This is a genomic window from Bacillus sp. JJ675, from assembly GCF_036963165.1.
Lineage (GTDB): Bacteria > Bacillota > Bacilli > Bacillales > Bacillaceae > Bacillus > Bacillus glycinifermentans.
In genome coordinates this window covers 30,214-50,901 of the sequence record NZ_JBALMR010000031.1, presented here as the reverse complement: position 1 = coordinate 50,901, position 20,688 = coordinate 30,214, and the positions used below count along the sequence as shown (strand labels likewise).

The following is a 20,688-nucleotide window of genomic DNA, read 5'->3' as shown; positions in this document are numbered from 1 at the left end:
ATCAAAGCTTCATTGACGCAGCAGTTAAAAATATGATAATATACGTTCATTACTTTAATTATCTACTACATTAGCAAACTAAAGCGTTTTTCGGGGGTTTCTTATATGAATGCAGTTGTGATTGCGGTTTTCATTATGCTTATATTAAGCCTGCTGCGCGTCAATGTTGTAATTGCCCTTGTGTTGGGCGCGCTTGCCGGCGGGCTTACGGGCGGTCTCAGCCTTGGCGAGACGGTCAGTGTGTTTACGGACGGACTTGGAGGAAATGCTACGATAGCGGTCAGCTACGCGCTTCTCGGCGCATTTGCGGCTGCTTTGACAAAAACGGGCCTTCCGGATGCGATGGTCGAGGCTTCTGTGAAGCTGGTCGGCAAAGAAGGGGACACAAGGAGAAAAACGCTATCGAAAGTTTTAATTATTTTTGTTATTTTAATTGTTTCGTGTTTTTCACAAAATGTGGTTCCCATCCATATTGCCTTTATCCCGGTTATGATACCGCCATTGTTGAAAATTTTTAACGAGCTTCAAGTTGACCGCAGGTTGGTCGCATGCGTCATCACCTTCGGATTAACGGCTCCTTATATTTTGCTTCCAGTTGGGTTCGGACAGATTTTCCAGGGGATTTTGCGCGATAATATGAAAGATGCGGGGCTTTCTGTTTCGATGAACGATATCCCGTATGCGATGATCATTCCGGTGGCGGGAATGGTTGCCGGAATGATCCTTTCCATTTTTGTATACCGTAAACCCCGCACATACGAAACAAAGGCAATCGCCGGCGAAAAGCCTGCGCCTTATACGAAAAAGAGCCTCGCGATTGCACTTCTGGCGATCGCTGTTTCCTTGGCCGTGCAGCTCTACTTATCACAGAGCTTAAACGTCGACGGGATGATTTTCGGTGCCCTGAGCGGCCTTGCGGTTCTTCTCGTATCCGGAGTGATGAAAAGAGGCGAAGCCGACGAATTGATCACGAACGGTATGAACATGATGGCGTTTATCGGATTTGTCATGCTTGCAGCGGCGGGGTTTGCCGCGGTGCTGAACAAAACGGGAGATGTCAAATCGCTTGTTGAAGCATCGACGAGTATGATCCATCACAGCCAGACAATCGGAGCGCTCTTAATGCTGATCGTCGGACTCCTGATAACGATGGGAATCGGCTCATCGTTTGCGACGATTCCGATTATCACGACAATTTTTGTTCCGCTCTGCCTGCAGCTCGGATTCAGCCCGATGGCAACGATCGCCGTTATCGGAACGGCGGCTGCCTTAGGCGATGCCGGCTCTCCGGCAAGCGACAGTACGCTCGGCCCGACATCCGGTTTAAATGCGGACGGACAGCATCACCACATTTGGGACACGTGTGTTCCGACGTTCATCTTTTATAATATTCCGCTCATCGTGTTTGGCTGGATCGCAGCGGCTGTCCTTTGAAAAAAATCCCCCATGTACGGGGATTTTTTTTCTCAATTTGTTAAAATAAAAACAGAACCTCGAAGGGGGTTCTGTTTTTTAATAAGAGGCATTTCGGTTAAAACCGGCTCCTTTTTGAACAGCGCGATAAACCTTTGGTGCAAGAGCGGCGAGCAGAATGGAGAATGCCATATCCTTGATGAAAAACCAGACCATTGATGTCCATGCTGCGGCATAATGTACCGGCGTGTTGAGCCAATATTTAAAAGCGAGATACATATAGTTGACACCGATGATATAAATGATGACCGTTCCGATGACGGCAGCCGCTAAAAAATGCTTGTTTTCAGGTTCGGCTTTACGGTCGGTCAACCATCCGGCGGCATAGGCGGCAGGGATATAGGATAAAATAAATCCGCCGCTTCCTTTGAAAAGAGCGGAAATCCCGGCTGAAAATTGCGCGAAAACAGGAGCCCCTATAATGCCGACGAGAGCATAAACGATCATCGCAAGCGTACCGAGCCTTCGTCCGAGCAGCAGGCCCGCCAACAGGCAGAAGAAGGGCTGCATCGTAAGCGGAATACCGCCGATTTGCAGAAACGGGGCAAACGATGTGATATTGGCGCCGATCCCCATCAGGGCGGCAAACATTCCGACAAGCGCCATGTCACCGGCGCGAAGCTTTTGCTTTTTCATGTTTGTTCCTCCTAGAAAGCCATTCACACACTTATCGTAAGAGATCGGCAAACAGTTTGTCAACCTATAAATTTAATAAGTTAACAAAAGGGGAGATCGAATGTTTTTCGGGAAAATAAAACGGCACAATTTGTCTGACAGAGTTCCGCCTAACCAAAACGTTACAACGTCATTCCCGGTTCTTCATGCGGGCAGCGTCCCCGATTATCACGATTTGTCAAAATGGAATCTGCAAATCTACGGCCTTGTAGAATGTCCGCTTCTGTTAACCTTTGAAGAGCTGAAAAAAATGCCGCAAAGCGAAGTGACAAATGACATTCACTGTGTAACGGGATGGTCGAAGCTCGATAATGTCTGGAAAGGGGTTAAAACAAAGGAGATCGCGGAAAGGACAAAGCCGCTTAAGGAAGCGCGGTACGTCATCCTGCACGCTGAGGAGGGATGGACGGCAAATGTTCCTTTGGAAGACTTTTTGATGGATTCCTCGCTGCTCGCCCATTCTTACAACGGCGCTCCGCTCACTCCCGAGCACGGCTTTCCGCTCAGGGCCGTCATGCCGCACCTCTATTTCTGGAAAAGCGCCAAATGGCTGAGGGGCATACAATTTACAAAGGAAAACCACCCGGGATTTTGGGAGAAGAACGGCTACCATATGAGGGGTGATCCATGGAAGGAAGAAAGGTACAGCTTTGATTAAAGAGCGGTTTTTAATAAAGCGAAAAAGCAGAAGCCCCTTTAACGGGCTCCTGCCTAAAGCCGATTATGCTTCAGCCGCGGATGACAAGTTTTCGATCGCCAGTTCGGCCGGCACGTAATCGTAATTTAAATCTCTTGCCACTGCTTCATATGTGATATGTCCGTTCGCCACATTGACGCCCGCTTTTAAGGCCGCGTTTTCCAAAATGGCTTTCACTGCGCCTTTGTTCGCGATTTCAAGCGCGTATGGAACCGTAACGTTTGTCAATGCCACGGTTGACGTTCTCGGTACGGCGCCCGGCATGTTGGCGACGGCGTAATGAACGATTCCGTGTTTTTCGTATGTCGGGTTGTCATGGGTTGTGATATGGTCGACCGTTTCGACGATGCCGCCCTGGTCAATGGCTACATCGACGATCACAGAGCCCGGCTTCATTTGCTTCACCATTTCCTCCGTCACCAAAGTCGGAGCTTTGGCGCCCGGAATCAGCACAGCGCAGATGAGAAGATCCGCTTCAGCCACTGCGTCAGCGATATTGACCGGATTTGACATGAGCGTTTTAATTTGATGGCCGAACTGATCGTCAAGCTGGCGCAGCCGGTCTGCGCTTAAATCGATCATCGTCACGTCTGCTCCAAGACCTACTGCGACCTTTGCGGCGTTCGTACCGACAACGCCGCCGCCGATGATGGTCACTTTTCCGCGGGCGACGCCGGGAACGCCGGCTAACAGGATTCCTTTGCCTCCTTTCGGCTTTTCAAGGAATTGCGCGCCGATTTGGGCGGCCATCCGCCCGGCTACTTCCGACATCGGCGTCAGCAAAGGAAGGGAGCGGCCGTCGCTCACCGTTTCGTAGGCGATGGCAGTGACCCCTTTTTGTTTTAACGCTTCAGCCAATGAAGGCTCTGCAGCCAAATGCAGATATGTGAATAAGATCAGACCTTCTCTGAAATACGGATACTCTTCAGGAAGAGGCTCTTTTACTTTCATCACCATCTCGGCAGAATCCCAGACGGCTTTCGCCTGTTCAGCGATTTCGGCTCCCACGGACACGTAATCTTCGTTATCAAAACCGCTTCCCGCACCGGCATTTGTTTCTATGATGACGCGGTGCCCTGCGGCGATAAGCTGCGAAGCTGCACCGGGTGTCAAAGCCACCCTGTTTTCATTGTTTTTAATCTCTTTTGGAACCCCGATAATCATCGTAAATCCCTCCCCCTTCTTCAAAAAAACTTTCTGTTCTTTAAGTGTATATTGATTTTTTGGAATTTTCTTTGTTTGATCGAGAAAATAAAAAAACACGCATTTGTGGAATTTCACAAATGCATGTTTCTCAGTTTGATTTCAAGGTAAATCGAGAATTTCTCATTGATATTTTTTAAATCGATTTCCGCGATGTTGCCGATGCGTTTCAGCCGGTAATTTAATGTATTGACGTGAATGTTCAGCTTTTTGGCGGCCGTGTTAACATTGCTGTCGCATTCGATAAATTGCTCAAGCGTTTCGACAAGGTTTGAATTGTGTTCTCTGTCATACGCTTCAAGCCGTGTCAGAGAATAGTTTGGATAGTTGGCGTGCTTTCGTTTTTCGGCAAGCACGTCGAGATATTGATAAATGCCGAGTTCAGAAAAGCTGACAAGGTGCTTTGTTTCCGCAGCAAACCGTTCTTTTACCTTTAAAACGGAGAGCGCTTCCTGATAGGACTGATCGACGCGGGTGATCAATTCATACATTCCGCCGATCGACAGCGTGCAGTCATGGAGCTTGTAGCGTTCTTCAAGCTGTTTTTGAATATTTGCGGCAAATTGTTTTAAATCGTTGAACGGCTGTCCGTTAAGCCCCTTTTTTGGGGATGCGAGGATAATCAGTTCATTATAGTCAAGCGTGGCCAGCAGAATTTGCACCTGCTGAGTCGTTTCCAATAAATAATGAAGCTGTTTTTCCGTTTTCTCGTCAATTTCGTTTTTCAGGCGCACGATCAGCACCGAATAGGATGAGGGAACACCGATGCCGAGCTGGTGAAAGCCGTCCGCGATTTCCCGTTCCTCTGAAATGTGCCCGGTGAGCAGCTTCCAGAAAAACTCCTGGCTGCGCTGTTCGTTTTTTCTTTTGCGGATCTGGTAGGGCAAAAGCTTATTTTTAACAGATTCGGCTGCCAGTTTCAGAAGATGCAGCTCTTCCTCAGAAAGCGTTTTTTGGCTTTCGAGCGCCCAAATAAATCCGATGACTTCGCTGTTTTTCCAAATCGAAATCGCGACGCGGCTGCTGAGCCCGACTTCGTTAATCTGTTTTACCCTGACAGGCTCGTTCGTTTTCAGCAGGGCTGGAATGGTCCCGTCTTTCCAGAGCTTGTTGATCACCTTTTCGGGTACGCGGCGGCCGATGATCGTCGATGTTCTCGCCGGATCCGTATAATCGCTGTGCGTGCTGTAGGCGAGAAGCCGGTGATTGACATCTTCTATTGTAATAGGACAGTTCAGCACCTCGCTGATATGGTCTGCGACATCTTCGAGACGATCGTAGCTGTATTTAAAAGGATTCGGTCGATTGTTCATAAAAAACCCCTACTTTGTTCATGAAAAATTTATAGCTCATCCCCATCTTACTTTTATTATGGATATAGGTGTTTGGGGAAAGCAACAAAAAAGTTTCCTGTTATTTGTTGCTTTTATAAATATGAAACAGTGCTTCAGCAGGTGTGCGTTAATCAAGATGACATTCATTATAATGAGGACACAACCTTTTACCTAATGTCCGTCCGCTTGCGATCGATGAAAAGCAGGCGGATGTTACAGAGGTTATATAGAACTATGTCTTTTGATTCATTCTTTGTCAAGACACAAAATTGAGATATTTTTACTAGATTTCTATAATTTCAGCCGCCTGGAAACAGAGGAATGATAAACCTTTAGACTCATTTTGTAAAAATACAACAGATTTGTTTGACTGTGCCTCAATCTTGTTTTTATAATAAGAGCGTTCAAAAAAATAAGTTATTTAGCCCATATCTAGGGCGAATAGCGCAGGAGGTATAAGGAATATGTCAGGAATCATTCGTGTAACGCCGGCTGAGCTGCGGCAAATGGCTGACAGATATCAAAAAGAAAGCGGAGATGTAACTGAACAAGTAAACCAGCGTCTTGATCAAATGATCAACCAGCTTCAAGATATGTGGGAAGGTGAATCAAGCCGGGCATTCTCAGAGCAATACCAAGAGCTAAGACCTTCTTTCCTTAAAATGGCTGAACTTCTAAGCGATGTTTCTAAACAGCTTCATCAGACTGCTAACACTCTTGAAAGCACTGACCAAGATATCGCTAGCCAAATCCGCGGCTAATTACAGATTAGAAGAACGAGAGAAGCGCCTAATTCAAAAGAAGATGACGGCGCTTTTTCTAATTGAGAGGTGATGAACCGGTGTATGTTGACATTACCATCGATTTAAAGCACTATGACGGCAGCGCTTTTGATCTCAGACTGTCAGATTACCATTCTATTAAAAAGGTCATCGACATCGCATGGCAGGCCAAAAGCATTCCCTTGCCCCCGCGCGAAGGCTGCTGGATAAGGGTGACGAATAAAGACGCCGTTTTTTCAGGCGAATACACGCTGGCCGACTGCGGGATTACGACAGGAGACCGCCTGGAAATACTATGAAAGGATCTGAATGAATGGCAGAAAAAAAGAAAACGTATTTGGAAAAGCAATTAGAGGCCGTCATGACGAAAGAAAAAGATGCCTATATCTTTCGTTTTCAAAGAGAAAAAATCAATCTTGTAAACGGCTTGGAAGCAAACGTCATTAAAGAAGTAAATCCTTCCTTTCAAAAGGAAACCGTCATGACTGAAGACGAAGTTCAAATTTCGATTCAGCCTCCTTCAGAATACAAGCCGTTTCGTCATTTGAAATCGAAAAACAAAAAGAGCAAGTGGCTGTTTGCCTATCAGCTCGTAAAGGCTGTTGAGGAGCATTCGGTCAAAAGGCTGCACATGATCGCAGCACCAGAAAACATTGTCTTTGACAAGGGGCTTACCCCTGCATTTTTACATTATGGAGTGAAAGAAAGCATTCCGCCATACGAAAACGACGAAGAACGACTTTTTAATGAAGTGAAAGCGGCGGCAGCGCTTGCCGTCGACTGGGAATTTTCCTTCGAAGATTACTTGAAATACAGCGAAACGATGAAGTTTTCTGACCAGGCCAAAGACATCATCTCAAGCGGAACGTACGGCGATTTGAAAGCCGTCATCCAAAAGAAGATCGATGAACTGGATGCCGAAGAAAAAACGCTTGTCCATCTTCCGAAGAAAAAATGGAAGAACCAAAGATACATAGGATTGGGACTCATTATATGTTTAATACCGGCTGTTTTATTTACATTTTATTCGCTGTTCTTTATCCAGCCGAAACAGGAAGCGTTTATCGAAAGCAACCGCCACTTCTTGAATAAACAATACAGCAAAGTCATCAGCACGCTCGATAAATATGGCGCCGGAGATATGCCGGAGTCTGTTCAATATCAGCTTGCTTATTCTTACGCGTCCGTCGACAATTATCTGAAGGAAACCAACGGAGGACAAGAAGCTGCCCTGAATTTGCTCACGCTTCAGGCCGATCCGAGGTATTTTCAGTACTTTATTCAAATTGGCCGGGGCGAAAATAAGGAAGCTTTAGAAACGGCCCGCCTGTTGGAGGATAACCGCTGGATCGGGTATGCGCTCATCAAATATGAGCAGGAAATCAAAGCGGATGACAAATTGTCGAGCGAAGAAAGAGAAAAACAGCTTGAGCCGATTGAAAAAGAACTCGAACAAGTGAAAGAGGATCAAGAAAAAGCAAAAAACTCCGAAGAAGCCGAGCAGACTTCCAGCGACCAGCAGCAGGCCGCACAAGAAGCGGAAAAGGCTAAACAGGAGGAAGAAAAAGCGAAACAGGCTGAAAAGGAAAAAAAAGAAAAGGAAGACAACAAGAAAAAAGATGACAAATAAAAGCGATAAAACCTGTTGTTTGCAGGAGGCGGAAAAATGAATCAGTTATGGATTTTTTATAACGAAAACTATCAAAACCTAAAGCTGGATCATCCCAGCACCCGCACGCTGACCATCGGTCCCGAGCTGAAGCATTCCGTCACCATCCGGCAATTCCCGTTTAAAAAAGGTCCGGTGATTTTGGAAAAGCATAAGGATGCCGACGCATACAGCGTATATCAGGAGGGAGAGCCCGCCCAGGTACTGGCGCTCGGCGAAAAAGCGGCAGTAAATGACGGGGAGGAGGAACTGGTCCTCTTTTTAACCGAAGTACATGAAAGCGCCCCTGCTTATTATTTAGGAGAAAGAAAGGAAATTACGATTTCCTCCGTTGATCAGGAAGCAGACGTCTATTTCTCCGGGACGGATTCATGTTTCGGAAACAAAGGTGCTTTCTCGATCATCAAGCTTGAAGACCGATGGAATGTCGTACCGAATGGCGAGAACGTCTATTTGAACGGAGAAAAACGATCAAAACCCGCCTCATTGCAAAACGGAGACGAAATCCTGTACGGACTCAATACCTTCCGGGTGATTGAAGGCGACCTTTTGGAAATCAATGCGTGGGAACCGTTTGAAACTGCCTTGGAACAAACGGTCAGACCAAGCTCTGAAACGAAAAATAAATACCCGCACTACCGCAGGCCGCCAAGAATGATCTATGATCTGCCTGATGACAAAATCTCCTTCAGCTTTCCGGCTCAGGAGTCAGACAATGACAACAAGGGGCTATGGCTCATGATCCTGCCTCCGATTGTCATGCTGGTCGTCATGGGAATCGTGGCGATCATTCAGCCGCGCGGAATTTTTATTCTCGTCTCCCTGGCGATGTTTATGATGACGCTGATTACGTCGACGGTGCAATATTTCCGCGACAAAAACCAGCGCAAAAAGCGCGAAGAGAAAAGGGAGCGGGTCTACACCCTTTACCTCGAAAATAAAAAGAAAGAGCTGCATGAGCTTGCAGAAAGGCAAAAATTTGTCCTGAACTTTCATTTTCCTTCATTTGAAAGAATGAAATATTTAACGAGGGAAATCAGCGGCCGGATTTGGGAAAGATCGATCGAAAGCGAAGATTTTCTGCAAATTCGCCTTGGTACCGGGACGGTTCACTCCTCCTACCAAATCAATTTGAACGGCGGGGATTTGGCAAACCGCGACACAGACCACCTTCTGGAACAAACGCAAAGAATGGAAGAGGTCTACAGAGAGCTGAAAAACGCTCCCGTCACCGTGAACCTTGCCGAAGGTCCGATGGGTGTCGTCGGGAAAGCAGCCGTTGTAAAAAATGAAATTCATCAGCTGGTCGGACAGCTTGCTTTTTTCCACAGCTATCACGATCTGCGTTTCGTGTTCATTTTTGACGAAGAGGAATATAAAGACTGGGAATGGATGAAATGGCTCCCGCATTTTCAGCTTCCGCATACATATGCGAAAGGGTTTATCTACAATGAACAGACGAGGGACCAGCTGCTGTCAAGCATTTACGAGATTTTGAGAGAGCGCGATTTGGACGAAAACAAAGAAAAAACGCGGTTCAGACCGCACTTTGTCTTTATCATCACAAATCAGCAGCTCATTGCAGAACACGTCATCTTAGAGTATTTGGAAGGCAAGCTGAGACATCTCGGCGTCTCGACGATCGTTGCCGCAGAGACGAAGGAAAGCCTGTCCGACAACATTCATACGCTTGTTCGTTATATTACTGAACAAGAAGGCGACATTTTGATCAAGCAAAAGAAAGCCGTCCAAATTCCGTTTCAATTGGATCACCATAAGAGGGAAGACAATGAAATCTTCTCACGGACATTGCGGACGCTTGATCACCAGATGGGCATGACCAATTCGATCCCTGAAACCGTATCGTTTCTTGAGCTCTTCCATGCAAAAGAAGTCAATGACATCGGAATCAGGGAGAAATGGCTGTCAAGCGAGTCGGCTAAATCGCTGGCCGTGCCGATCGGCTATAAAGGAAAAGATGACATCGTCTATTTAAACCTGCACGAAAAAGCGCACGGGCCTCACGGCTTGCTTGCGGGGACAACCGGATCGGGGAAAAGTGAATTTCTACAGACGTATATTTTGTCTTTAGCCGTTCACTTCCATCCGCATGAAGTCGCTTTTCTGCTGATTGACTATAAAGGGGGCGGAATGGCGCAGCCGTTCAGAAACATTCCGCATCTGCTCGGAACGATCACGAACATCGAAGGCAGCAAAAACTTCAGCACGCGCGCCCTGGCGTCGATTAAAAGCGAGCTGAAGAAAAGACAGCGCCTCTTTGACCAGTACAACGTCAATCATATCAACGATTACACAAAGCTGTACAAACAGAACAAAGCGAAAACGGCGATGCCGCACCTGTTCTTAATATCCGACGAGTTTGCCGAGCTTAAAAGCGAAGAGCCCGAATTTATCCGCGAGCTTGTCAGTGCCGCCAGGATCGGACGGAGCCTTGGGGTGCATTTGATTTTGGCGACGCAAAAACCGGGCGGCATCATCGATGACCAGATTTGGAGCAACTCCAGATTTAAAGTCGCTTTAAAGGTGCAGGATGCAAATGACAGTAAAGAGATCCTCAAAAACGGGGATGCGGCGACCATTACGGTCACAGGCCGCGGCTATCTTCAGGTCGGCAACAATGAAGTGTACGAGCTGTTCCAGTCGGCGTGGAGCGGTGCGCCTTACATGGAGGATGCATACGGTACAGAGGACGAAGTCGCAATCGTAACCGATACCGGGCTGATTCCATTGTCAGATGTAGACGCCGATCAGTCCGCGAAAAAAGAAGTTCAGACGGAAATTTCGGCAGTCGTTGAACAAATCGAGCAGATTCAGGAAGAACTGGGCATCGATAAGCTCCCGAGCCCGTGGCTGCCGCCGCTTGAAGAGCGCATACCAAAATCGCTGTATCCGTCAGATGAGGCCGATACGTTTAACTTCGCCTTTATCGATGAGCCGGAGAAACAAAGCCAGGAGCCGATCAGCTATCGCATGATGGAGGACGGAAACATCGGTATTGTCGGATCTTCGGGCTACGGAAAATCGCTCACCGCCATCACCTTCCTGATGAGCTTTGCGGCCGAATACACGCCTGAAGAGCTGCACAACTACATCTTCGACTTTGGCAACGGAACGCTTCTGCCGCTTGCGAGACTTCCGCATACGGCCGATTATTTCCTGATGGATCAGACAAGAAAAATCGAAAAGTTCATGGTCCGCATCAAAGAGGAAATCGAGCATCGCAAAACTCTGTTCCGCGCGAAAGAAATCAGCCATATCAAGATGTACAATGCGCTGAACGAAGAAAAGCTGCCGTTCATTTTCATTACGGTGGACAACTTTGACATTATTAAAGACGAAATGCACGAGCTTGAAGCTGAATTTATTCAGTTTGCCCGTGACGGCCAGTCGCTGGGAATTTATTTAATCCTGACGGCGACAAGGGTCAATGCAATCAGGCAGTCGCTCTTAAACAACCTGAAAACAAGGGTCGTCCATTACTTGATGGATCAGTCTGAAGCCTATTCGATCATCGGAAGGCCGGAGTACAGCCTTGAACCGATTCCGGGACGGGTCATCATCAATAAAGAGAACCAGTACTTCGCCCAGATGTTTATGCCTGTTGAAGCAGACAGCGAGATCGAACTGTTTGAAAACATCAAAGCCGAAATTCAGGCAATCGCGGACCGCTATGAAGGCATGAGAAAGCCAGCTCCGGTGCCGATGCTGCCGCTTGAGCTTTCCGTGACGCAGTTTATGAGAGATTACCCGCTTCAGCCTGAAAGAGGCATGATCCCGATGGGGCTTGATGAAGAGACCGTCGAGCCTGTTTATTTCAATCTTGAGAAAAACAAACACTGCCTCGTCATGGGACAAACGCAGCGCGGAAAAACAAACGTCATCAAGATCATCCTCGAGCATCTGCTTGATCACGACACGAAAAACATCGCTGTGTTTGATTCGATAGACCGCGGCTTGTCGCAATACGCAACAGAAGATGAGATCAGCTATCTTGAAACGAAGGATGACATTCTGCTCTGGCTGTCCGAGACGGAAGAAATTTGCCGGACGAGGGAAGCGATGTACGTGGAAGCCGTCAGACAAGGACAAAGCGCAAACCTCGATTTCTCGCCGATGGTCTTTATCGTTGACGGAATTTCGCGCTTCCAGCAAACGATTGACGCATCGATCCAAGACAGGATGGCCACGTTTATGAAATCGTACGCACATTTAGGTTTCCATTTTATACCTTCCGGAAACCACAACGAGTTTACGAAAGGGTACGATTCATTAACAAGCGAGCTCAAACAAGTCAGACATGCTGTCCTGCTGATGAAAAAGTCCGAGCAAAACCTTATCCAGCTTCCGTACGAGCGGCAGGAGCCTGAAATTCAGCCGGGCTTCGGCTACATCGTTGAAAACGGTAAGGAAAGGAAAATTCAAATTCCTTTATGCTCTGTAGAAAGGAAGAAAACGATATGACGGAACAACAGAAAAGCTCGCTGAAAATCATCAGCGCCGTGCTTGTCATCATATTGCTGCCCGTCTTATTTTTCCGCTTCATCGGAGAGGATCCGACGAAAAAGGTATCGAACGAGACGAAGGAGATTGCCGTTGTCAATGAAGACATCGGCAGCGATCAAACCAATGGAAACGATCAAAATTTAGGCCGCGATATGTCGGCTGTGCTGGCTGAACGCCCTAACTATAAATGGACGGTCGTCAGCCGCAGTACCGCCGAGAGCGGACTCGCCGACCAAAAATACGATGCGATCGTCTATATTCCATCAGATTTTACGAACAATATTTTGAGCTACAATCATAAGCGTCCGCAAAAAGCCCAATTGGAATTCAGAATTCAAGGAAAGCTTGACGCGGTCAACAAGGAAAAAGTCCAGCGGGAGCTTCAGGACGCGCAAAAAACTGTCAGCAAAAAGATGACCTCCTTCTATTGGAAGGCTGTTAAAGAGAATATGAAAACCGTCAGGGACGAATTCGACAACATCGTAAACAAAGAATCAGAATTCCAAAACGCGATGTACAACTTTTACAAACCGAGCTCAAACAACCTGGCGGGCGAGGTCGAAAAACAAAAAGATATGATCGACACCTTGAAAGACTCGATCAACCAAACGAAAGACACGTCAAAAGACCGCAATGCAGGCGTTGAAGAAACAAAAAAACAACTGGACGCTTTTATCGAAAACGTCAACCAGTATAAAAAATACCAAGAGGAGCAGGCCAAACTGCTTCAAGCCGCCCAGGCTGACAGCCAAAAGCAAATCCAAACCGGCCTCGCGTCCATCAACGAAAAGCAGGCGAGCGCAGAAACAAGCTTCAACCAAAGTATGAACAATATGAACACGGCATTTGGGAATTTGCAGCAGCGATTCAACTTGGTTGTGAGATCTAAAGATATTTTACAGGAGTACAGATATAATCAGGTGCCACAGCAGCAGTTTAATGGAATTAATACGATTGAAAACAACCTGATTGATGATTATCAAGCCCAGACAAGACTATACAATTTAGATCGGATTCAGCCTTCAATGATTGATGCACGGTCGCGTTTAACCGAGGGACCGGGAGATGATTCACCGGGTACCGATCCTGGCGATGATCATAATAACGATGATAATAAAGATGATGATGAAGAACAGCCGAAGGATTTAAAGATTGACCTTCAAGAGCAGCAGGACGAATTAAAAAGCGTCGCAGCTGAACTAAAAGAGATATCGGACGGGTTGAAAGAATCTCCGGACAACGGAAGCGAAAACCCCGGCGATAATAATTCTACAGATGGATCAGATCAAAACCAGAATCAGGGGAACGGTCAAACCGGAAATCAGGACAACAGTCAAACAACAGATGACAATCAGACAGCTTCAGAAACGGCTGAAAATGGACAGCAGGATGATAACCAGACCCCTGAAGATCCAACCAATGATCCGGGAACCGGCGATGACGGACAGTCCGAGCAGCCGGGAGGCGAAACGCCTGACGATCAGAAGGACGATGAGATTGCCAAATTAAAAGAGCAGTTGAACAATGCCGCAGCCCGCATCAAAAAGGTGGAAGAGGATCTTAGGGCAAAACAGGAAACACATAATGAAGAGCTTCAAAAACAGCTTGAAAAGCTAGATGATAAAATTAATAGTTTAAATAAAACAATTGATGGATTAAAAGATAATGTAAACGAGCTAAAAGAAGAAATAACAAAGCTTAAAGATGCTCGCACAGAAGATTTTAAAAAGATTTATAAGAATATTGAAGATAAGGAAAGTAACATACTAAGGTTTTTAGATAATAATCCTAGACAAGAGATACTGAAAAATACTTTTGATTCTAAGATTAAAACGAGAGATGTTGAAGCACTTCTAAAATATTATAGTTATCTCTCAGTATATGAAGCCACGCTTACCGGTTCATATAATCTAGGAAGCCAAGTTAAACAAAACGTAATTGCCGGCCAAACGGACAATGTCAACACAGTCCTCAAAGTCAGCGACGACGAAAACACAAAATGGGAAGACCTGAAGAACAACATGCTCACGACAAGCCAGGACATCGAAAATTACAAAACGGGTATGACCGATTTTGTCGATGAATACGGCACATTCATCAAACAAAAACAAGATGAAATCAATAATGAGCTTAAGGCGATTACCGAAAAGGCAAATGTCGTCAGTGAGCAACTGAGCAATCCGGCAGGTGCAGGATCCGCCGTGATGGAAGGGAATGCAACCGACGGTACAGTCGTTCTCAGCATGCAGGATACGCTTGGAAATGACATTCTCAACCTTTCAGATATGCTTGGTGCATTGTCAGAACATCAATCCGGGGTCATTAATTACACAAACAACATTCAGCAAAGTGTAAACGATGTTCAGACAAAGGCGGATACGCTGAATTCGAACTGGGGCAAAAACGTGAATTCCACTAAGCTTATCCGCGGTGATGTATACAGCGTTCTTGGAAATGCTTTCGGCGGCAATGACACGTATGTATACGACCACTTGGCAAATCCGGTGAAAATCAGCGGGGATGTTCCGGAGTCAAAAGCCCAGAATATTCCGCCGGTCGTCATTCTCGTGATTGTCATGATCTCAAGCCTGTTGATCGGATATTTCAGCCATCACTATCAAAAGGCACCGCTGCTTGTCAGAGGCGCGCTGTTTGGCATCCTGAACATCATTGTCGGCTTGATGATCAGCCTGTTCGGCTTGAATGTCTACTCTCTCGCCGATGACCAGGCGATCATGTGGTCGGTCTTTACGATCCTGCTGCTTGTCGCAAGCTCTGCGATTATCCGTACGGCATTCATGCTCGGATCAATCCCTGGAGGCGTGGCAACGGCTGCCTTGATTTTGTTCTACATTGCTCCGCTGCTCGATTTGGCTATGCCGAATTTCAGTATTAATGATCCGGTATCAACCGTTTATATGTCGATTCAGTACGGAACGGGAGACCTGTTCAGTCTCGGAATCGGAGCTTTGGTGTTAGTGACGGCTGTCGCGATCGCTATTCCTTTTGTTATATCAATCGCAAAATCAAAAATAGAGGAAAGCGAGGAAGACTATGAGGAGTAGTGTGAAATGGGGGAAGAAGGGGATCATGGCGATCATGCTCTCCTTCTTTCTTTTCACTCCGCTCGTGAAAGCGGAAGAGACCGATAATGTTGATGTTAAGCCTAATGAATATAAGAAACAGAACATCGAAGTCAATACAGATGATCTTCTGGAGGAAGACCCGGAATACCAAGAAGATATTTCGATTCCGGAGGAATTAAAACATTTTTCATTTAAAGAAGTGAAAAAGCCTGACCCAAAAGAAGAGCTGAATCAAATATTTGCGCTTGCATCGGATGAACCAAACACGGTGGCGGCGAAATTGAAACAGCTGTCATTTGATTCTGAGTCCTCACGCCTTGGCAAGGAGGATGCGGACAGCACCGACCAGCAATCGATCATCCTGCCGTTCCTCTACGGCGCGCTCATCCTTCTCGGCATCGCCGGCATCTTCTTTTTGATCCCGAGAATCAACGGGCAGCAGAAGAAATAGGAGCTGTTATGATGAAAAATCCGAGATTTTACAAACTGTTATCCGTATGGGCAGCCTTAGGGTTATCAATTTGCTGGTTTTTTATTCTGGTTACAGTGAATGGTTTATTTCTACTGGAATCCATGCTCTACTTACTTGCGGTTATTTTTACATTTGGGATCGTTTTGCTGCTGTTTCCCTCGCTTGTGGAGGACCATGATCAGTCGATGATGGACTTCTTTCATACCGGTTTTGGCATCGCGGGATCAATGTTGGCAATCGTCATCATCTTGTTTGCTTCAATCATGATCACGATCAAACAGGACGGTCCTCGTCTGAAATGGCTGCTCGTTGTTGGCGCTTTGCTTCAACTCATCGTATTTGATTTGTTCAGTGTTTTGACAGCGGCTTTTTACGTGCTGGCGGCATTTCTGCCTAATCGGGGGAAGGAACCTCTTGAGGAGACGGCGGCGAAATCGGTACACTAATGGATAAGGAGGGAAATCCGCATGCATTTATCCATTGTCACAGGGGCGTCAAAAGGCCTCGGTGAAGCGATTGTCAAAGGGCTTTTGGAAAAAGGGCATCTTGTCCATGCCGTATCGAGAAGCAAATCCGGCATCCGCCATGACCGGCTGAGTCAGCACGAGGTCGATTTGACGCAGCTTGCCGAAGCAGAAATGTGGTTTGCAAGGTTTACGGACGCCGTCCAACCGGCTGATGTTGATTCCATTACGCTGATCAACAACGCGGGAATGGTAACGCCGATCAAACGCGCGGGCGAAGCCGGGCGGGAGGAGCTGAGGCGCCATTATGACCTGAATTTATTAGCGCCCGTAATCCTCAGTCAGCTGTTTACAAAATGGCTAGAAAGTTTTCAGGGCAACAAAACGATCGTTAACATATCCTCAGGCGCAGCCAAAAATCCTTATAAAGGCTGGAGCGCCTATTGCAGCTCAAAGGCAGGGCTTGACATGTTTACGAAAACATTCGGCTTCGAACAGGAAGACGAGGACTTTCCGGTAAAGATGATTTCGTTTTCGCCCGGCGTCATGGACACGGGCATGCAGGAGGTTATACGGTCCTCATCGAAAAAAGATTTTTACGAAATCGAACGGTTCAAAGCGTACCAAACAGAAGGTAAGCTGAGAAGCACATCATTTGTCGCCGGCATTTTGCTCGATCTCCTTGAGACCGAATTTGAAAACGGCAGGGTGTATGACATCAAAGAATTTTTATAAAAAAGGGCCTTGAAAAAGGTCCTTTTTTCTGTTTTCCTCCGATTGCCCGTCTTACACACAGCCCTCTTAAGATCCACTAAAAAATGTCCGCCGGCGCAGCATTCCGCAAAAAACAAACGAAAGCGGAATTCTCATTGATGATGTGTCAGAATCATTGAGATTTCCGCAAAAATATGTTAGGATTCTAAAAATATATAAAGGAGGGGTTTACATGAGAAACGTAACATTAATGGATGTATTCACCCATCCAATCGCACAAAAATATTTAAGACGATCAGGCGTCGCCCATGCTGTGGCGTGTGCGTACCATGCATACCGCCTGGCTGTTAAAGCCGGCGTTGACCCGGATGTTGCGACAAAAGCAGCGCTGCTGCATGATATCGGCCATTATGAATGGTATACAGATGGCGAGTGGGACTATGAAAAGTACAAACAGAACGACATTCATGCCATCAAAGGAGCGGAGCGCGCCCACAAGCTGCTGATCCGCCTCGGCGAGGAGCCCAAAGCCGCAAAAGAGATCGGCTTGGCTATTCTGCTTCATACCGATTCATACCTGCCAGAAGGCGACCTGGATAAAAACAAGCTGCAGCAAATCGTCAAAAAAGCCGATGAGCTTGACGAAGAGCCCGGCGGAAATCATCATTACCGCAAAATCGATCCTGAGCTTGCAGCCGAAAAAATCAAGCAGCTTGATCGCATGGTTGAGCAAGCGCGTTTACCCATGAAAAAAACGGTTTAATGCAAAGGGTTTTGTTCGAACCTCTGCCCTTTGTCATTTACATAAACGGATTTGATGATCGTTCTGTTAAACGCCTTATCGTCCGCTGTTTTTCCTGAGATGTCGAGCGTCACCGAATACATTCCCGCTTGTTTGAACGAAAGGTTTTGCTGCAGCGTTTTGGCTGTGACGGATTTGAGCCCTTTTTTCTCAACCTGTTTTCCGTTTTCATACCGTATGGAGCGGACGGCGGTTTTGACATTTGCAAGGCTTGACGTCTTCGCATCAAGAGTCTTTGCAATCTGTTGATCGAGCTGGGAGTCAAATGTTGCGACGAATAAATAGGCTTCCTTCTGCTTTACGGAAGATGAGATCTTCCATTTTCCTGAAACCGGGTGTTTCACAGTAGCTGAATGAACAAACCCGCCTTTAAATACGTCTGCTGTTTTTGACAGCGAAAAGCCCGTGACAGCTTTGCCGTGAGGGTCTGTCAGTTTGATATTTCCCGAGGAATGATTGCTCAGCCAATGAACGGTAATTTCTTTTACCCCTTTCTCCACCGAAAACTCTTCTTCTTTTATCCCTTCATTTATCCCGCCCCTGATGTACGGGTAGGAAACTTTTTCTGTTTGCGATTCTGCACTTGCATGTTGACCGATCGGTAATAAAGACTGAAAAACGGGAAACGTGATATTCCCTTTTATAATCGAAAAATGATCCCATTTTCCGGCTGCCACGTTTGACGCGTACGGCAGCCTCGCGTTTTTTTCGACCACAGCCCCGTCATTTGCCCCGAACATGTTTAAATAGACGCCTCCGAAAAACAATACGCTCCCGAATCCGCCGATTTTATTGCCCGCCAATGTGTAATAGCGCGTTTTTGCCCTGTTTGGGTGGCTGTCGGCCTGCTCCCGGAAGGAGGCCATGTAGCCGGTCTGCAAAGAATAGACAGCGTCATTTTTTACGCCTATAATTCCGGCAAGCCATCCGGCCCAGCTGCTGTATGCAAGGTCTGCCAGCTGTGATCCGTAATGGGGGGTTCCGAGTGTAATGACATGCTCTACATAGCGGTAGGCGTCATGGTAAATAAGCGCTGATTGGGTGTCAATGCCGCCTTTGCTGTAGGAGACGAGAATCATTTTCCGGCCGAAGTGTTCATACATTTCCCGCAGCCTGGAGGCGAGGAGCGCTCCGTTGTCCCGCATGTCTTTATCAGGGTACAGATCGATATAGGCTGTTTCATAGCCGTTTTTCCATGCCTGTTCCGACATGTCATTTTCATCAAACCAAATACTTGACGACCCGTTTAAGCCATGGATAAAAACGATCGGCGGTTTTTGCGGATCAGGGGCTTCTACAGGATCGCCCGTGAACCAATAGCCGGGGTCGCCGTCTCCTCCTTTAAAGCCCGCTTCTGATGTAAGCGGATACAAAAACAGCAGCACAGCAATCAAGAAAGCCATTTTTTTCATAAAGTTCACCTCGGGGTTTAATTTGTAAGCGGTTTCATAATATTATCGCGAGGCGAACTTTATACCGTCATCTGAAAAAAAATTTAGAGAATCTTCATAAACGGGTGGAATATTTTCAAGGAAGGCCGGGACACCGGCCTTCCTTTTCAAGCTTTCCGGGGATGCAGATGCTTGCGAAAGAACGATTTGACAACGTCGAGGATATGAGCCTGCGTAAATCCGCTGTGACCGGCATCATTTATTTTATACATCACCGCATCACAGTCCTCTCTTTTTAACGCATGAAACATTTGAACGCTTTGTTCATAAGGGACGGTATCATCCTGATCCCCGTGCATGATCAAGATAGGGGGCGCATCCTTGTGAACGTAGTGTATCGGACTCGCTTTTCTTGCCCGTTCTCTGTTTTCTTGAACAGCTCCGCCGATCAGTTTGGATTCCGGAGAATCAGGAGAAACGTGGTCGAAGATTGATGGATATTTGCTCATCGAAAGAAGATCTGTCGGGCCGAACCAGTCGGCAACTGCATGGACTTTGCTCGAGACGTGGCGGTATTCGTTCCCTTCAAACTCTTCAATTCCTTCAGTCAATCCGAGCAAAAGAGCCAAATGGCCGCCTGAGGAATCTCCCCATACTCCTACTCTGCCCGGATCAATGTTGAAGCGGGAAGCATTTGCCTTTAAAAAACGAACCGCCGTCTTGACATCATGAAGCTGTGCCGGAAATACCGCTTCCCCGCTCCCTCTGTATTGAACGCTTGCCACGACATAACCCTGCTCTGCAAACTGAACAAGCTGCGGAATAAAGGCGGACGTATCCTGCTTTGACCAGCCCCAGCCCGACCCTTGCAGGTAAATCATCAATGGATACTTCTCCTGATTGCCTTTTCTGCCAAACAACGCATCCATCGGGTTGCGGTATACGAGCAGATTCAATGTTAGCGATGTGTTTCCCGCTTTTGAAAATTCAATATTAGGGATCAATTGAATGTAGGAATTGATATGTTGCTCCCAGTTTAATTCTTTTATCGTATTTTCAGCCATGCTGATTCCTCCCTTTATGTTATTGGCGCCTTTGTTTCCCGCCTCCTTTCGTTGTAATAAATTTTATTACAACGAAAACGAAAAAATCTGTTGTAATAGAATTTATTACAACGAGGTGGAAAAATTATGCTTCCTGAGAAGCATTCTTTTTTTGGATGATCAGTTCAGTCACATCCTGTATGGAAACATCCCGGAGGATATTCTCCATGGCTGTTTGCGCTTTTACCAATATAAGCTCCAGAACCTGGTTGATATTCGCTCCGACCCAGCAATCGGGGTTCGGATTTTCGTGAGTGTGGAACAGTTCGCCTTCGCCGACGACCTCAACTGCTTTATAG

Annotated in this window: 16 protein-coding genes and 1 pseudogene; 11 read left to right on the top strand and 6 right to left on the bottom strand. The window is 46.6% G+C overall.

All coding sequences use genetic code 11. The features are described 5' to 3' along the window. The first annotated feature begins 105 nt into the window (after positions 1-105). Positions 106-1,434 (top strand): Na+/H+ antiporter family protein, encoded by a 1,329-nt coding sequence (locus V7126_RS09070; protein ID WP_175077618.1) that lies wholly within the window; start codon positions 106-108, stop codon positions 1,432-1,434. Between the two features lie 78 nt (positions 1,435-1,512). Here V7126_RS09070 and V7126_RS09065 read toward each other — a convergent pair whose 3' ends face one another. Next, positions 1,513-2,109 carry a biotin transporter BioY gene (locus tag V7126_RS09065; protein WP_046131714.1) on the bottom strand — a complete coding sequence of 199 codons (597 nt, stop codon included), beginning with the start codon at positions 2,107-2,109 and terminating at the stop codon, positions 1,513-1,515. A 100-nt stretch (positions 2,110-2,209) separates the two neighbouring features. Between V7126_RS09065 and V7126_RS09060 the strand changes: the two genes are divergently transcribed. Beyond that, positions 2,210-2,806 (top strand): sulfite oxidase-like oxidoreductase, encoded by a 597-nt coding sequence (locus V7126_RS09060; protein WP_216898677.1) that lies wholly within the window; start codon positions 2,210-2,212, stop codon positions 2,804-2,806. 63 nt (positions 2,807-2,869) lie between these two features. On the opposite strand, the gene ald is transcribed toward V7126_RS09060, so the two are convergent. After that, positions 2,870-4,009 (bottom strand): alanine dehydrogenase, encoded by a 1,140-nt coding sequence (gene ald, locus V7126_RS09055; protein ID WP_175077279.1) that lies wholly within the window; start codon positions 4,007-4,009, stop codon positions 2,870-2,872. A 113-nt stretch (positions 4,010-4,122) separates the two neighbouring features. Beyond that, positions 4,123-5,361, bottom strand: coding sequence for a PucR family transcriptional regulator (locus tag V7126_RS09050; protein WP_175077278.1), 1,239 nt, complete (start codon positions 5,359-5,361; stop codon positions 4,123-4,125). 485 nt (positions 5,362-5,846) lie between these two features. On the opposite strand from V7126_RS09050, the gene V7126_RS09045 reads away from it, so the two are divergent. The 9 genes from V7126_RS09045 to V7126_RS09005 all read left to right on the top strand — a co-directional run bounded on the left by V7126_RS09045 (position 5,847) and on the right by V7126_RS09005 (position 17,856). Continuing rightward, a complete protein-coding gene (locus V7126_RS09045) occupies positions 5,847-6,143 on the top strand; it encodes a WXG100 family type VII secretion target (protein WP_046131711.1) in 297 nt (98 codons plus the stop codon). Positions 6,144-6,223: 80 nt separating this feature from the next. Beyond that, positions 6,224-6,463, top strand: coding sequence for an EsaB/YukD family protein (locus tag V7126_RS09040; RefSeq protein WP_046131710.1), 240 nt, complete (start codon positions 6,224-6,226; stop codon positions 6,461-6,463). A gap of 14 nt (positions 6,464-6,477) precedes the next feature. Next, a complete protein-coding gene (gene essB, locus V7126_RS09035) occupies positions 6,478-7,794 on the top strand; it encodes a type VII secretion protein EssB (protein ID WP_175077277.1) in 1,317 nt (438 codons plus the stop codon). Between the two features lie 36 nt (positions 7,795-7,830). Continuing rightward, on the top strand, positions 7,831-12,315 hold the full coding sequence (essC, locus tag V7126_RS09030; protein ID WP_175077276.1) for a type VII secretion protein EssC: 4,485 nt from the start codon (positions 7,831-7,833) through the stop codon (positions 12,313-12,315). Next, positions 12,312-15,422 (top strand): type VII secretion protein EsaA, encoded by a 3,111-nt coding sequence (esaA, locus tag V7126_RS09025; RefSeq protein WP_335497539.1) that lies wholly within the window; start codon positions 12,312-12,314, stop codon positions 15,420-15,422. The genes essC and esaA overlap by 4 nt, the downstream gene beginning before the upstream one ends. A 1-nt stretch (position 15,423) precedes the next feature. Then, positions 15,424-15,894, top strand: a complete 471-nt coding sequence (gene essA / locus V7126_RS09020; protein ID WP_231947385.1) for a type VII secretion protein EssA — start codon at positions 15,424-15,426, stop codon at positions 15,892-15,894. A gap of 11 nt (positions 15,895-15,905) precedes the next feature. Continuing rightward, positions 15,906-16,361, top strand: coding sequence for a hypothetical protein (locus tag V7126_RS09015; RefSeq protein ID WP_175077274.1), 456 nt, complete (start codon positions 15,906-15,908; stop codon positions 16,359-16,361). A gap of 21 nt (positions 16,362-16,382) precedes the next feature. Further along, positions 16,383-17,114, top strand: coding sequence for a (S)-benzoin forming benzil reductase (locus tag V7126_RS09010; RefSeq protein ID WP_046131704.1), 732 nt, complete (start codon positions 16,383-16,385; stop codon positions 17,112-17,114). A gap of 211 nt (positions 17,115-17,325) precedes the next feature. Continuing rightward, the gene (locus V7126_RS09005; protein WP_335497538.1) at positions 17,326-17,856 is read left to right on the top strand and encodes an HD domain-containing protein; all 531 of its coding nucleotides are present in this window, start codon (positions 17,326-17,328) and stop codon (positions 17,854-17,856) included. Here the strand turns inward: V7126_RS09005 and V7126_RS09000 are convergent. The 3 genes and pseudogenes from V7126_RS09000 to V7126_RS08990 form a co-directional block, all read right to left on the bottom strand. Continuing rightward, positions 17,853-19,307 carry an esterase/lipase family protein gene (locus V7126_RS09000; protein ID WP_175077273.1) on the bottom strand — a complete coding sequence of 485 codons (1,455 nt, stop codon included), beginning with the start codon at positions 19,305-19,307 and terminating at the stop codon, positions 17,853-17,855. The genes V7126_RS09005 and V7126_RS09000 overlap by 4 nt on opposite strands. Positions 19,308-19,453: 146 nt before the next feature. After that, positions 19,454-20,350: a prolyl oligopeptidase family serine peptidase gene (locus V7126_RS08995; RefSeq protein WP_335497537.1), complete on the bottom strand. Its 897-nt coding sequence runs from the start codon at positions 20,348-20,350 to the stop codon at positions 19,454-19,456. A gap of 124 nt (positions 20,351-20,474) precedes the next feature. Then, positions 20,475-20,688 (bottom strand): annotated as a pseudogene (locus V7126_RS08990) (Rrf2 family transcriptional regulator); the annotation flags it as partial.

Excerpts from the sequence above, each read along its gene's own strand:
- esaA (WP_335497539.1), top strand. The coding sequence starts at position 12,312 with ATGACGGAACAACAGAAAAGCTCGCTGAAAATCATCAGCGCCGTGCTT.
- V7126_RS09065 (WP_046131714.1), bottom strand. The coding sequence starts at position 2,109 with ATGAAAAAGCAAAAGCTTCGCGCCGGTGACATGGCGCTTGTCGGAATG.
- V7126_RS09045 (WP_046131711.1), top strand. The coding sequence starts at position 5,847 with ATGTCAGGAATCATTCGTGTAACGCCGGCTGAGCTGCGGCAAATGGCT.
- essC (WP_175077276.1), top strand. The coding sequence starts at position 7,831 with ATGAATCAGTTATGGATTTTTTATAACGAAAACTATCAAAACCTAAAG.
- V7126_RS09010 (WP_046131704.1), top strand. The coding sequence starts at position 16,383 with ATGCATTTATCCATTGTCACAGGGGCGTCAAAAGGCCTCGGTGAAGCG.
- ald (WP_175077279.1), bottom strand. The coding sequence starts at position 4,009 with ATGATTATCGGGGTTCCAAAAGAGATTAAAAACAATGAAAACAGGGTG.
- V7126_RS09000 (WP_175077273.1), bottom strand. The coding sequence starts at position 19,307 with ATGAAAAAAATGGCTTTCTTGATTGCTGTGCTGCTGTTTTTGTATCCG.
- V7126_RS08995 (WP_335497537.1), bottom strand. The coding sequence starts at position 20,350 with ATGGCTGAAAATACGATAAAAGAATTAAACTGGGAGCAACATATCAAT.
- V7126_RS09060 (WP_216898677.1), top strand. The coding sequence starts at position 2,210 with ATGTTTTTCGGGAAAATAAAACGGCACAATTTGTCTGACAGAGTTCCG.
- V7126_RS09070 (WP_175077618.1), top strand. The coding sequence starts at position 106 with ATGAATGCAGTTGTGATTGCGGTTTTCATTATGCTTATATTAAGCCTG.
- V7126_RS09050 (WP_175077278.1), bottom strand. The coding sequence starts at position 5,361 with ATGAACAATCGACCGAATCCTTTTAAATACAGCTACGATCGTCTCGAA.
- essB (WP_175077277.1), top strand. The coding sequence starts at position 6,478 with ATGGCAGAAAAAAAGAAAACGTATTTGGAAAAGCAATTAGAGGCCGTC.
- V7126_RS09005 (WP_335497538.1), top strand. The coding sequence starts at position 17,326 with ATGAGAAACGTAACATTAATGGATGTATTCACCCATCCAATCGCACAA.
- V7126_RS09015 (WP_175077274.1), top strand. The coding sequence starts at position 15,906 with ATGAAAAATCCGAGATTTTACAAACTGTTATCCGTATGGGCAGCCTTA.